A 12,887-nucleotide genomic window follows, 5' to 3' on the forward strand; every position below is an offset into this window, starting at 1 on the left:
CTCAGGCGTGCCAGGAAGACCATCGGCTGACGGTGACCGCCACCACCGGACCGTCCAGCGCGGTGCGCTCGTATTGCCGATACTTCGCCCGCAACAACGCGTAACCGATCGCCATCTGGTCGCCGTGTGAATGGATTTCGGCGGTGCCGTCGGCGCGTACCCACCACAGTTGGGTCCAGTCCTCGGCGTAATGGTCGACCAGCAGGCTCACTGCGGGATTGGCCTCGATATTGGCCAGTCGCCGCAACCGCTGGGTGGACTTACGTTTTGCGTCCACCGCGGTGTACAGCGTGTCGCCGCTGACGGCGAAGACCACCGGCACCACGTGCGGTACCCCGTCCCCGACGGTCGCCAGCACCGCGACGGGTGCCGCAGCGAAGAGGTCGGTGGCGGGAAGGGTCATCGCGTACGGGGCTGCGGCGCCACACTCATCGGCGACCGGGTGACATTGATCCGCGGCTTCGAGGACGGTTCACTGTGCTGACGCGGTGCCGGGCCGGATTGCTCGGGCTCCGGTGCCGGCGGGGGAGGAGGCGGTGGCGGAGGTGGTGGGGGTGCTGGAGGCGGCAGCACCGATGCCGAGGTGGTCGTCGGGGTGGCCGACGGGGTGGTGTCCACGTGATCCGCCGGATCGTCGGTCCCGGGGCCGGAGAAGACGAGAAGCACGACCGACACCACGATGGCAATGGCCGCGGCACTCACCGCAAGAATCGCCAGTGTCGCCTTCTGGGTGCGATACCAGGGCGCCGGCGGAGGTTTGAAGGTCCACGTTCCGGTGTTGAACGCGTCGAACGGACCGGTCGGGGGGTCGCTGGGGGCGGGTACCGGTTCATACAGCCGCGGGTCGTCCCACACGCTGGAGTTATGCCCGACCCAGCTGGGGTGGTCGGCGTCGGGCGCGCCGTCGGCACCGGCCGGACCGGCGGTCTCATCCACCCGAAAATCTGCTCCCCCTGGGGCCTCGCGTTCAGCCACACCCCAGATAGTATGCGCCGACCTGCGCAAACGCCGATTCTGGCCGGAGCGGCACGCCGACAGACCTGCGCCGCGGTGTGGGCGGCGGCCTTCGGCGAAGGGCCGTCGCGGGGGCGAAAGCGCCGGTAGGGTCGGTCTACGTTCATCGCAGATTCATCGCGGAACGCAGATGTTGTCACCACCACGTCACCGGGCGGCAGTCTGTTCAACGGAGGGTTCGCGTATGAGGAAATCAGGACTTGTCGCGATGACCGCCACCGCCGCGCTGACCGTCGCACTCGTCACGTCCTGCGCGCCGCCGCAGAAGAACGAGGAGCAGAGCGCGAACAAGGCGAGCACTGCGACCTCGGCGGCCGATTTCGGCGGGATGGACGGCCTGATCGAGGCCGCCAAGAAGGAGGGTGAACTCAACGTCATCGCCCTGCCGCCGGATTGGGCCAACTACGGCGCCATCATCGAGGCCTTCACCGCCAAGTACGGCATCAAGGTGAACTCGGCCCAGCCCGGTGCCAACAGCCAGGAGGAGATCAACGCCGCCCAGCAGCAGAAGGGCCGTAGCACCGCACCCGATGTGTTCGATCTGGGGCAGTCGGTCGCGCTGGCCAACACCGACGTGTTCGCGCCGTACAAGGTGGAGCACTTCGGCGAGATCTCCGATGACTTCAAGGATCCGAAGGGGCTCTGGGTCAACGACTACGGCGGCTACATGTCCATCGGTTTCGATTCCACCAGTGTGGGGGTCATCGCCGGCGTGGACGACCTGCTCAAGCCGGAGTTGAAGGGCAAGGTGGCGCTCAACGGGGATCCGACCCAAGCCGGTTCCGCCTTCTCCGGGGTGATGATGGCGTCGGTGTCCCAGGGTGGGTCGCCGGACGATATCGCCCCCGGTGTCGAGTTCTTCGGCAAGTTGAAGGAGGCGGGTAACTTCCTCCCGGTGGATCCGACCCCGGCCACCATCGCCTCGGGACAGACCCCGGTGGTGATCGACTGGGATTACCTCAACGTCGCGCAATCCAAGAAGGTGCCCGGCTGGAAGGTGATCATTCCGCACAACGCCGCCGTCGCCGGTTACTACTTCCAGGCGATCAACAAGGATGCGCCGCATCCGGCGGCCGCCCGCCTGTGGCAGGAGTTCCTCTACAGCGACCAGGGGCAGAACCTGTACCTGGCCGGTGGCGCCCGACCGGTGCGTGCGGACTCGATGGTGACCAAGGGCTCCATCGACCGCGCCGTGTACGGCACGCTGCCGCCGGTCGACGGCGCCGCGACGTTCGTGTCGGTGGAGCAGAACAAGAAGGCCACCGAGTATCTGAAAGCCAATTGGGCCAAGGTAGTCGGCTGATTCTGGGCCCGACGGTGCGCCGTATCCGAGAGGCGTTGCCGCTGCTGCCGTTCCTGGCGGTGGTGGCGGTGTTCCTGATCATCCCGACCGGGACGGTTCTGGTGAACGCGGTCGTCGTGGACGGGCATTTCTCGCTGGCCCGGATCGGGGCGCTGTTCACCGAGGCGCCGCTGGCGGCACTGGGCCGCAGCCTGGTGTTGTCCGGCAGCACCGCGCTGATCGGTGGGGTGTTCGGGGCGATGCTGGCCTGGCTGATCGTCGGGAGTCCGCCCACCTCGACGCTGCGCAGGGCGGTGCTGTCGCTGTGCAGTGTGCTGGCCCAGTTCGGCGGGGTGGCACTGGCGTTCGCGTTCCTGGCCACCATCGGGCTCAACGGTGTGCTGACGGTGTGGGCCCAAGAGGCGTTCGGCTGGGATCTGGCCGGATCGGGCTGGCTCTTCGGCCTGCCCGGGCTGATCCTGGTGTACTGCTACTTCCAGATCCCGTTGATGGTCATCGTGTTCCTGCCTGCCCTCGACGGATTACGGGTGCAGTGGCGTGAAGCGGCCGTCAGTCTGGGGGCAGGGCCGTGGCAGTACTGGCGTGAGGTCGGGGTGCCGTTGCTGACTCCGGCCTTCCTCGGTTCGGTCCTGTTGTTGTTCGCCAACGCCTTTGCCGCGTATGCCACCGCCGCGGCGTTGGTCAGCCAGGGCAGTCCCATCGTGCCGCTGTTGATCCGGGCCGCGCTGACCAGTGAAGTCGTCCTGGGCCAGTCCGGGTTCGCCTACGCGCTGGCGCTGGAGATGATCGTCGTCGTCGCGGTGGTGATGGTGGCCTACAACGCGCTGGTGCGCCGCACCGCGAGGTGGTTGCAGTGAACAGGGCTGTGCGCGGCGCACTTTGGATGCTGTTCGGGGTGTTCTTCCTCGTTCCGCTCTATGCGATGGCCGATTTCGCCACCAGGGACCTGGGTGGCGGCGGGCGCACCCTGGCGGCGTGGCGCAGTCTGGTCACCGACGATGAGCTCACCGGCGCGATCCTCACCTCACTTCTGCTGGCCGTGCTGACGGTCGTGGCGATGCTCGCGCTGTTGGTGCCGACGATGATCTGGGTGCGGTTGCGCACACCGTGGGCCCGTGGGCCGGTCGAGTTCCTGTGTCTGTTGCCGTTGACGATTCCCGCGCTGGTGGTCGTCGTCGGCCTGCGCAACGTCTACCTGTGGGTGACCTACCTGCTCGGGGAATCTCCGCTGACCCTCACCTTCGTCTACGTCGTGCTGGTGCTGCCGTTCGCCTACCGGGCACTGGACGCGGCCCTGGCGGCGATCGATCTGCAGACCCTCGCCGAGGCGGCCCGCTCACTGGGGGCGGGCTGGACCACGACCATCGCGCGGGTCATCGTGCCCAATATCTGGTCGGGCATCGTGGCGGCGGCGTTCATCTCGATCGCGGTGGTGCTCGGCGAGTACACAGTGGCGTCGCTGTCGGGGTATATGACGTTGCCGGTGCAGATCGTCACGATCGGCAAGGCCGACGGGCCGACGTCGGTGGCTGCCTCACTGGCCACCCTGGTGTTCGGTTTCGTTCTGCTGCTTGTTCTTTCGATGGTGACCAGAAGGGGGCGTCGAGGATGAGCGCCGGTGTTGCGGTGGAACTGCGTGAGCTGACCCGCCGCTATGGGTCCGTACGGGCGCTCGATGGGCTCACCTTGCGGATGGAGCCCGGTGAGTTGGTGGCACTCCTGGGACCGTCGGGCTGCGGAAAGACCACCGCGCTGCGGATCCTGGCCGGTCTCGACGAGGCCGGCACGGGCAGCGTGTGGGTCGACGGACGCGATATCAGCCGGACACCGGCCAACAAACGCGATATCGGGATGGTGTTCCAGGCGTACAGCCTGTTTCCGCATCTGACGGTGCGCGACAACGTGGCCTTCGGGCTGAAGATGCGCGGAGTCGCGAAGCGGGACAGGCAGACTCGTGCGCTGGACATGCTCGAGCTGGTGGGACTGTCGGCACAGTCGGACCGGTATGCCGCAGAGTTGTCCGGCGGTCAGCAGCAGCGGGTGGCGCTGGCCCGCGCACTCGCGATCCGGCCGAGGGTGCTCTTGCTCGACGAGCCGCTGTCGGCACTCGATGCCAAGGTGCGCACGCAGTTGCGCGACGAGATCCGGCGGGTCCAGCAGGAAGTCGGCATCACCACGCTGTTCGTCACGCACGATCAGGAGGAGGCCCTGGCCGTCGCCGACCGGGTGGGTGTGATGAACGCCGGCCGCCTCGAACAACTGGCCGCCCCCGTCGAGCTGTACACCTCGCCCGCCACCCCGTTCGTGGCCGAATTCGTCGGACTGAGCAACCGGATCCCGGCGCAGGTGGACGACGGCCGGGTGCGGCTGTGGGACCGCACGGTGGCCGCGCTGCCCGGGTCGGTGGCCGGCGCGGGCACGGCGCTGGTGCGGCCGGAGGCGGTGCGCCTCACCGCCGATCCGGCGGGCGCCGCGACGGTGCAGTCGGTGTCGTTCCTCGGCGCGATATCACGGGTTTTCGTGACTCTGGGACATGGCCCGGCAGCGGGGCCGCTGGTACTTGCGCAGGTGGGAGGCGGCCAGACCTTCGCGGTGGGGGACCGGGTCCGGGTCAGTGTCGAGTCCGCCGGCGTACTGGTGGTCTGATCCACCCCGAGGCGTCACGCCATATCGGCTACCCAGCCGAGGTGACCCTCGAACCCATGCGCTTCGGCCATATCGCGGTACCGATCCCGGTATCGGTGATAGCGCGCATCGTCGCCCTGAGCGCGGGCCAGCAGCGCCTGCAGCCGCAGCCACCAGATCTCGCGCACGGCCAGAGCATCGTCGGCGGGCGCCCGCACCAAGCGTTCGATCGCTGCCTGGGCTTCGGCCATATCGGCGGCGGTGCAATCGGCGAGCAGAGACTCCACCAGAACGCCGGTCGCAGGGATGCCCCACAGCAGCAGTCCGCCGTCGCGGAACAGGTGATCGCAGACGGTGCGCATGATCGCTATCGCGCCCGCCCGGTCTCCGCCCCTGGCCCTTTCGCGCGCCACATACATCTCGATGATCGGTAGATCGCAGAGGTTGCGTCGCCGTTTCACCAGCACCTCGCCGACCTCGATGGCGACCTTTCGCCCGCGGTCGCGCTCTGCTGCTGCGCTGCGATGCATCAGCGCAACGCTCAACGTCATCCGGATGTATCCGACCACGACGTCATCGCTGGAGCGCTCGGCAGTCCGGAGCGCATCCTCGATCTCGTGCAGCGCATCAACATTGGGCTTCAGTACGCCGAAAGGTATCCCCAGCAAGTAGACATAGCCGACCGCTCCCGCGTAGGACGCGGCATCGGAGCGCTGCGCCAGAGGCAGGCTGTGGCGCAGGTCCGCACGCCATCCAGGACGGCCCAGACAGTACCGGGCCATCCCCCGCGACGCGCAGGCGAGAGCCAGCGGAGACCCGACAAGGAAGTTCCCTTTCGACGAATCCCCTTCTGCCAGATCGATAACGGTCTGCGACCACCGCAGGACGTCGCCCCACTGCCCACTCTCGATCTTGCCGAAGATGAGCGGAAACGACAGCCCCACCGTCAACGTCGCGTCTTCTACCGACTCGGCGAGGGTCCACGCTTCCGAAGCCAGCTGCGACGCCTCGCGCACCCAGTCTCGATGTGCATAACTCACCACCATGCCTGCCGTGGCGATGCTCAGTGACGCCTTGTCCCCGGCGGCGGCGCACAACTCCCGCAACTGATCGAAGCGCTCGCCGGCGGAGTCGGCGCCGGCACGCCAGCCGGTCCCGCACAGCATCGTGCGCGGGGCGATCCGCATGGCTGCCCGGCCCGGGTCATCGGCGGGCAAGGCGTCGGCGATCGTCTGGGCACGCTCCCAGCTGGACAGGGCGGCCGTGATATCGCGGTTGGTCGCCCAGATGGCGGCGCGCATGTGCCAGCCGTAGGCAGCGTGCTGGTCGCCGGCGGCTTCCCGGTGTTCTGCGATGGATGCCGCGTTCTCCTCGACCGAATCCGGGTCGCGGGCTTCGATAGCGGCGGCCACCCGACGGTGTAGATCTGAGCGGTCCGACCTGAGCTGCGCCTGGTAGGCCACCGAATGAATGAGCGGATGGTGGAACGCATACTCGGGTTCTCGGATGACGTCGACGAGTTGGGCCGCCACCAATTCGTCCACGACCGGCTCCACGCCCAACCACGCGACCAGGTCGAGGCTGAATCGCGAGCCGATCACCGCTGCCGCGCTCAGCGTGCGCTTGGCCGCCGGAGTGAGCCGGTCGATGCGCGCGGCGATGGTCGCCTGCAACGTGGCGGGCACGGTCACCTCGCCCGTCTCCACCCCCGACAGGTATGCGCCCGGCTCGCCCCGCAGCACACCGCGTTCGGCCAAGTCGCGCACCAACTCTTCGGCGAAGTACGGATTGCAGGCGGCTCTTTCGGCGACTCTGCGGCCCAGTCCCTCAACCGAGGGGTCGGCGCCGAGGAGGTGTGCGACCAGCGTTGCGATGTCTGAATCACTCAGCGGTACAAGGGTTACGGTGTGATCATCGGCCATGTGGGCCAGCGCTCCGTGATACTCGGGCCGGTAGGTGATCAGCACCAGTGCGGGCGTCTGCGGGACCACCGTGAGGAAATCGGCCAGCATCGACTCGCTGACCTCGTCGATCCAATGCGCGTCCTCCACGACGTAGACCGCCGCGGCCGCGCGGGCCAACATCGCTGCCTCGACCAAAGCGCTCAACCGCCGCCGACGGGCATCGGGGTCGATCGGGGGCAGGATTGCCTCCGGATCGGCGATGCCCAGCAGGTCATCGAAGAGCAGCAGGTCGTCGGGGTCTGCGCCAGGCATCTGGTCGCGCACTCGATTTCGGGCGACCGCGGGGTCCAGAGCCCCGATCTCGGTGGCGGCGCGCAACAGCTGCGTGACGACTCGGAAGGGCACCTGGCCGGCGTGCGACTCGCAGAAGGCGCTGAACACGGGTGCCCCCCGCCGGCGCGCCGTGGCCGCCACCTCACGCGCCAGCCGACTCTTGCCGATACCGGGTGGGCCCACCACGCCGACAATCGCGCCGTGCCCGTCGATCGCGCGCTGCAGTGCGCCTTCGACGACCGACAGCTCCCGCCGTCGACCGACCAGATCCGACTCGGCACCCGCGACGCGATGCGGTTCGCCGATGCTCAGCAGGCGGTGGACGCGCACCGGCTCGGCGGCACCCTTGATGTGAACCCACTCGGCTGCGCCCACGTCAGCCGAGTCAGCCACCAGTCGCGCGGTCGACGCACTGAGCATCACCCCACCGGGAGGTGCCACCGATTCCATCCGCTGAGCCATGCCCACCTGCACACCGATCGTGGCGTACCTGGACCCGGAGCCGATCTCACCGGCGATCACCTGACCTGAATTGAGGCCGACCCGCAGCCACAGATCGATGCCGTCGCGATCGCGGGCCTCGGCCGCCACCCGCTTCGCCTCTTCTTGGATGGCCAGCGCTGCCAGGCAGGCGCGAACAGCGTGATCCTCCAATGCCGTCGGCGCGCCGAAGACCGCCATGATGCCGTCGCCGGTGAATTGGCTCAGGGACCCGTCGTAGCGGCTGACCATGGCCGTGCAGCGGTTCAGCAGGTTGCCCATGATCTCACGCAGCCGTTCGGCGCCGACGGCTGCAGCGATGTCCATCGAGTGAACGACATCGGCGAAGAGCACCGTCACTTGCTTGTACTCGGCCGTCGTCGGTGCTGATGTGACAGGCGCGCCGCACTTGTTGCAGAAGCGGGAATCCGGCGGCAACTCCGTACGGCCGCACGACCCACACCACGGTCCCGTTATCGGTACCGCACCGCGACCGTCGTCGGTGTCGCCCACGTCAGCATCATGTCACCGCTGGTCAACGGATGCCCGGCGTATCGCCGGTGATGTCGGCGATGGCCTCGTTGAGCCGATCCTGATCCACTGCAATGGATTCGCTGGCCACCTCGGTGGCGTTGTGCAGGGCTTCGTTGAGCCGGCGGGAGACCGTGTCCGAACCCAGGCGTAGCACCCCATCGGACAGATGGACGTCGACGAGGTGGTGGTGTCCGTTCAGGGTGACCTCGACGGTCTCGGATTCGTCTGCCGCCGTGAAGGATTCACTCGCCATCTTCTGCAGCTGGCTGTCCATCAGATCCTGCAGACGGCCGGCCTGCCGAAGTACCGCGGCGACCTGGGGGTGCATATCGTCGGTCGGCTCGAAACTCACTTGGGGTCCTTGTCCGGGATATCGCGGCGCCGGCGGGCGCCGATGACCCCTTCGGTCCAGGGCCGATCCTCGGTGTAGAGGTCCTCGTCCGGGGCGGTGTTGGGATCGCGGCGCTTCTCCTTGCCCGGTGGGGCGCCACCCGCACCGTGGCCCATTCCGCCCATACCGCCACCCATACCGCCACCCATACCGCCGCCCATGGCCGACGCCGGAATCGCACCCGAGCCGCCGCCTCGGGCGCCGCCGCCGGGCGCGGGTCCGACGGTCTCGGCCCCGACACTGGGTTGCAGGGGCAGCGCCGGTGCGCCCCCTCCGCCGCCCGCGCCGCCGCCGGATCCGCCGCCACCCCCGGTGGAGGCGGGGCTCACACCCGGATCGTCGAGCCCGAGATCGGGCAGCCCACCGTCGGGTAGCCCACCGCTGGGCAGGCCACCTCCCGACGGCGTACCGCCCGAGGGTGCGCCGCCCTTACCGGACGGGCTGCCACCCGAACCCGATTGGCCGGCACCGGATCCGGACGATCCCGACGGGGACTGACCGGCGGATGCCGGATCCGTGCCTTGCGGCGTACCGAAAGAGGCGAACTGCGCCGGGGCTCCCATCGGCTGGCCGCCGGCCCCCGGAGCGCCTCCACCACCGCCGGTATTGCCGCCGCCACCGGAACCGCCCGCACCGGTGCCGCCCCCACCGCGCGAGGCGAACCCGGGGTCGCGGACCTTCACCTGATCGAAGGTCGCGTGGCCCGCGTAGTCCTGCCGCACCTCGTCGGATTGCTGCTGCAGTTTGGTCATCTCGGCCTGGACGTGCTGGGCCTGCACCTGGGACCGGGCATCGCCCTCGGCGAGCAACCGGGCGAGAGCCTCCTTTGCCGCCTGGTACCGGAGGTACAGGGGGGTGTGCTCGGTCAGCGCGGTCACGTGGGCATCGGCGACCTTGGTGGCCGCCTCGGCCAGCCGACGCCACGCCGCAGCCAGATCGGTGCACCAGTCGCCGTAGTCGTTGAGCCGTTTGTGGGCCGCGTCGGCTGCCTCACCCTCCCAGTCGTTGGCGTCGTGCATCGGCCGGGCGCCCTCGGCGCTGGCGGCGGCCAGTCCCCATTGCACGGCGGCCGCCCGCAGGGAGGCCTCGTTGCCGCTGAGCAGAAGTGCTTGCGTCTGTTCGATGTTGCTGTAGCCGCCGCCGTCGAGGGCCTCGGGAGCGGCCGGGCCGTCCGGCAGGGGCGGCAGCGGCGTGGACGGCGGCGCCACGGTGATGGCCTCGACCGCCGCGCGGCGCTGCGGGTCGTCGAGGGCGGTCTTGTACTGCTCGTCGACCTTGTCGTAGGCGGTGGCGGCCGAATCCAGCATCTCGCTGAGCCGGTGGCCTTCGGCCTCGGCGATCTTCTGATGCTGCTGCAGCGCTGCGGCATTGGCGTTGAGATTCGCGGCTGCCGCCACCGCCAGCGGAAGCTGATCGGGTGGCATGGCCTGGGCCTCCGGCTGGTACCAGAAGACGCTTCGCATGGCGCCCGCAAGGCCTTTGAGTGCGGCGGTGTCGACCTTGGCCTCTGTCATGCGCGATCCCGCTCCGCTTCTCGCTGAGGCGTCACGACGCCCCCTCCAGCGCCATCTGGTACCGGCTCTCCTCACGCGGATTGATCAGCCGGATCGGTAGCTGTCGATGCCGCGGGGTCCCGATGAAGTTGCTGCGCAACACCACCCGGCCGACACCGGGATGCGGCCCCAGATACGTGGTGGCATTGGGCCACGTCACTTTGGCCTCACTGCCGATGCGGGCGTTGACGAACCCGGCGAATTCGCGGAACTGCGGGCCCAAGGTGACCACACCCCCCGCCGCGGCGGACCGGATCACGAACTGGGTGAACAGCCGGGCGTCACCGAGGTTGATGCTGACGTCGACATCGTCGAACGGCATGTAGACCGGGTAGCGGTCGGCCGTCTCACCCACCAGCACACCGGCCGAGCCGATCGGCAGTTCGTAATGCCGGTCGGAGACCGGGCTCTTGCCCAGCAGTGCGGCCCGCTGCCCGCCGAACAGGCACGAGAAACCGCGCGGCGTGGTCGGATTGGCCAGCGTGGTCAGCAGCACTGTCGTGGTCGGGGCGCTGCCCGGCCGGATACGCACCCGGGTGATGGTGTGGTCGGCGCGGGCCGACCACCACACATTCGGGCCGCCCGGTGCCACATATGCGGCGGTGAACGTGCTGCGGCCCTTGATGGAGGACCAGGATTCGCGTTCGAAGCTGATCTCGGTGGCACGGTCGAAGTCGTCGAAGCTGCGCCCGCACCGTGCGTCGATCCCGTTGCCCGCCAACTGATCGGCGATCCGGGTGGTCGAGGCGACCAGGTAGCGGGCCAGTCCGGCGACTCCGGATTCGCGCCGTTGGGCCGGTCGCCGGGTCCGTTCGGGGTCGGCGCGCAGCACGATCCAGGTCCGTCGGTTCGCCGGGACGGGATACGGCCCGACCACCTGCTCGTAGAGCGCCACCAGATTGGCGGGCGCGGTCTTGCCGACGCGGTAACCCGCCGACACGACATCGGCCTCCAGCTCGGGGCAGTGCGCCGCGATGAGTTTCTCCACCAGCCGGGTGTCCACCACATCGTCGGTGAACGCCTCACCCGAGACCAGCACCGTCGGGGTGAACGCCCGGGGGACCAGCTCGATGGTCGCGATCAGCGCGTCGCCCTCCCACCGCACTGCCACGTGGTCACCGGGCAGCACCGTGGCGCCGACATCGGGTTCCGACGGTGCCGGTGGCGCGACGGTGTGCCGCCGGCGCCAGGAGAACAGGGCCGCGATCCACCCGGTCAGCCGCCGGCCCCGGATGGTGAGCGTGGTGGCGATCGCGATCAGCGCGCCGAGCGTGATGCCGAGCCACAGCAGGTTCATCGGGATCGACACCACGACGACGGCCGGAATCAGCACCGCCGCCCACAGCAGGTGGGCGGTGGTGAACCGGAAACCGAACTGGCCGAAGAACTCTCTCATCGGCGCCTCAGGGCACGCCGGGCCAGTGCGCCGATCCCGAGGATCAGCGCCACCGCGGTGCCGGTGAGCACCACGATGGTGATGGGTCTGCGATCGGGGGGCGCGACGTAGACCGGGGGCGGAAGCTGTTTGACCCGGTACGGCACGGCAGACGGGCCGGACGGGACATCCCAGGTGAGGGCGGCCACCGGGTCGATGACGCCGGCACCGACGTAGTTGTCGACCCCGCCGCCGGGATGGCGGGCGGTCGCGGTGATCCGGTTCATGATCTGCGCCGGGGTGAGCTCGGGGAAGCGCTGACGCAGCAGCGCCGCCAACCCGGACACATATGCGGCGGCGAAGGATGTGCCGGCGATCGGGATGGGCCCGTCGGTGCCGGCCAGCGCGTTGACCGGATTGCCGTCGTAGCCGAGCGCGATGATGTTCTCCGCCGGTGCCGCGGCATCCAGCCAGGGACCGGACACCGAGAAGCTGCTCGGTTGTCCGGTCTCGCCGATCCCGCCGACCGTGAGCACCAACGGCGAATACCAGGCGGGCGACACGATGGTCTGGACCTGTTTCCAGCCGCGGGGGTCGTTGGGCTGGTCGGCCTCGGGCGGCGGATTCTGCGTGCAGTCCTGACCGGTGTTGCCCGCGGCGACCACGATGACGACACCTTTGATGTTGACGGCGTAGTTGATGGCGGCGCCCAGGCCGGACTCGTTGATCGGGCGGGTGACCTTGTAGCAGGCCGCCTCGCTGATGTTGATCACCTGGGCGCCGAGATTGGCCGCGTGCACGATCGACCGGGACAGGCTGCGCAGGGAGCCGGCGGTTTGGGTGCTGTTCGGATCGTTGGGGTCGTTGCGGGAGCCGACCGGCTGGAAGTTGTCCGAGGTCTGGCGCAGCGACAGGATGCGGGCATCGGGTGCGACACCGACGAACCCGTCGGTGGGCGCGGGCCGTCCGGCGATGATCGACGCCGTCAGTGTGCCGTGGGAGTCGCAGTCCGACATACCGTTGCCGGCTTTGTCGACGAAATCGCCGCCCGGTTCGGCGGGAACCCGCGGCGAGCCGTTGACCCCGGTATCGATGACGGCGACGGTGATACCGGCGCCGGTGGCGAACTTCTGGGCGTCGGCGATCCGTAGATAGTCGTTGGCCCACGGCTTGTCGGTGAAGTTCGAGTTCGGGAACGTGATCGGGGCCGAACACACCCGCCGCTGCTCGGTGGGTTGATCGGGCCCGGTCTCGTCAGGCGGTACCGCCGCCGGATCGATCGTCGGTGGCTCGACCGCACCCGCCGGCGGGGCCGTACCCACCAACAACACGCACGCGGCCAGCAGCGCGGCGATACGTCGCACGTTGTCCACTC

11 protein-coding genes are annotated in these 12,887 nt (G+C 68.8%); 4 read left to right on the forward strand and 7 right to left on the reverse strand.

Going from position 1 to position 12,887, the window contains the following annotated elements:
* Position 1 precedes the first annotated feature (1 nt).
* Together QN239_RS03685 and QN239_RS03690 are read right to left on the reverse strand one after the other, a co-directional pair.
* A complete protein-coding gene (locus tag QN239_RS03685; protein ID WP_187097685.1) occupies positions 2-403 on the reverse strand; it encodes a TIGR03668 family PPOX class F420-dependent oxidoreductase in 402 nt (133 codons plus the stop codon).
* A complete protein-coding gene (locus QN239_RS03690; protein WP_499008228.1) occupies positions 400-975 on the reverse strand; it encodes a hypothetical protein in 576 nt (191 codons plus the stop codon). Before QN239_RS03690 ends, QN239_RS03685 begins: the two co-directional genes overlap by 4 nt.
* Before the next feature lie 223 nt (positions 976-1,198).
* Between QN239_RS03690 and QN239_RS03695 the strand changes: the two genes are divergently transcribed.
* The 4 genes from QN239_RS03695 to QN239_RS03710 are packed head-to-tail and all read left to right on the forward strand — an operon-like array spanning position 1,199 to position 4,963.
* Positions 1,199-2,317 carry an ABC transporter substrate-binding protein gene (locus QN239_RS03695; RefSeq protein ID WP_167155213.1) on the forward strand — a complete coding sequence of 373 codons (1,119 nt, stop codon included), beginning with the start codon at positions 1,199-1,201 and terminating at the stop codon, positions 2,315-2,317.
* Between the two features lie 14 nt (positions 2,318-2,331).
* Positions 2,332-3,174, forward strand: a complete 843-nt coding sequence (locus tag QN239_RS03700; RefSeq protein WP_499008229.1) for an ABC transporter permease — start codon at positions 2,332-2,334, stop codon at positions 3,172-3,174.
* Positions 3,175-3,200: 26 nt separating this feature from the next.
* Entirely contained in the window at positions 3,201-3,929 is a 729-nt protein-coding gene (locus QN239_RS03705) for an ABC transporter permease (protein ID WP_208410341.1), read from the forward strand.
* The gene (locus QN239_RS03710; protein ID WP_499008230.1) at positions 3,926-4,963 is read left to right on the forward strand and encodes an ABC transporter ATP-binding protein; all 1,038 of its coding nucleotides are present in this window, start codon (positions 3,926-3,928) and stop codon (positions 4,961-4,963) included. The genes QN239_RS03705 and QN239_RS03710 overlap by 4 nt, the downstream gene beginning before the upstream one ends.
* Positions 4,964-4,977: 14 nt before the next feature.
* On the opposite strand, the gene QN239_RS03715 is transcribed toward QN239_RS03710, so the two are convergent.
* Genes QN239_RS03715 through mycP form a run of 5 tightly spaced genes read right to left on the reverse strand, consistent with a single transcriptional unit; the run spans position 4,978 to position 12,876 of the window.
* The gene (locus tag QN239_RS03715; protein ID WP_499008231.1) at positions 4,978-8,172 is read right to left on the reverse strand and encodes an AAA family ATPase; all 3,195 of its coding nucleotides are present in this window, start codon (positions 8,170-8,172) and stop codon (positions 4,978-4,980) included.
* Between the two features lie 22 nt (positions 8,173-8,194).
* Entirely contained in the window at positions 8,195-8,521 is a 327-nt protein-coding gene (locus tag QN239_RS03720; RefSeq protein ID WP_499016555.1) for a YbaB/EbfC family nucleoid-associated protein, read from the reverse strand.
* A 20-nt stretch (positions 8,522-8,541) separates the two neighbouring features.
* Complete coding sequence (locus tag QN239_RS03725) at positions 8,542-10,098, reverse strand: PPE domain-containing protein (protein WP_499008232.1); 1,557 nt, start codon at positions 10,096-10,098, stop codon at positions 8,542-8,544.
* Between the two features lie 31 nt (positions 10,099-10,129).
* Positions 10,130-11,533: a type VII secretion protein EccE gene (eccE, locus tag QN239_RS03730; RefSeq protein ID WP_499008233.1), complete on the reverse strand. Its 1,404-nt coding sequence runs from the start codon at positions 11,531-11,533 to the stop codon at positions 10,130-10,132.
* On the reverse strand, positions 11,530-12,876 hold the full coding sequence (gene mycP, locus QN239_RS03735; protein WP_090359638.1) for a type VII secretion-associated serine protease mycosin: 1,347 nt from the start codon (positions 12,874-12,876) through the stop codon (positions 11,530-11,532). Before mycP ends, eccE begins: the two co-directional genes overlap by 4 nt.
* Positions 12,877-12,887 lie beyond the last annotated feature (11 nt).

It is taken from the genome of Mycolicibacterium sp. Y3 (genome assembly GCF_051188035.1).
Taxonomy (GTDB): domain Bacteria; phylum Actinomycetota; class Actinomycetes; order Mycobacteriales; family Mycobacteriaceae; genus Mycobacterium; species Mycobacterium fluoranthenivorans.

Bases quoted from the DNA above. Each gene is read 5' to 3' on its own strand.
- eccE (WP_499008233.1), bottom strand. From the start codon at position 11,533: ATGAGAGAGTTCTTCGGCCAGTTCGGTTTCCGGTTCACCACCGCCCAC.
- QN239_RS03695 (WP_167155213.1), top strand. From the start codon at position 1,199: ATGAGGAAATCAGGACTTGTCGCGATGACCGCCACCGCCGCGCTGACC.
- QN239_RS03725 (WP_499008232.1), bottom strand. From the start codon at position 10,098: ATGACAGAGGCCAAGGTCGACACCGCCGCACTCAAAGGCCTTGCGGGC.
- QN239_RS03720 (WP_499016555.1), bottom strand. From the start codon at position 8,521: ATGCACCCCCAGGTCGCCGCGGTACTTCGGCAGGCCGGCCGTCTGCAG.
- QN239_RS03710 (WP_499008230.1), top strand. From the start codon at position 3,926: ATGAGCGCCGGTGTTGCGGTGGAACTGCGTGAGCTGACCCGCCGCTAT.
- QN239_RS03685 (WP_187097685.1), bottom strand. From the start codon at position 403: ATGACCCTTCCCGCCACCGACCTCTTCGCTGCGGCACCCGTCGCGGTG.
- QN239_RS03705 (WP_208410341.1), top strand. From the start codon at position 3,201: ATGCTGTTCGGGGTGTTCTTCCTCGTTCCGCTCTATGCGATGGCCGAT.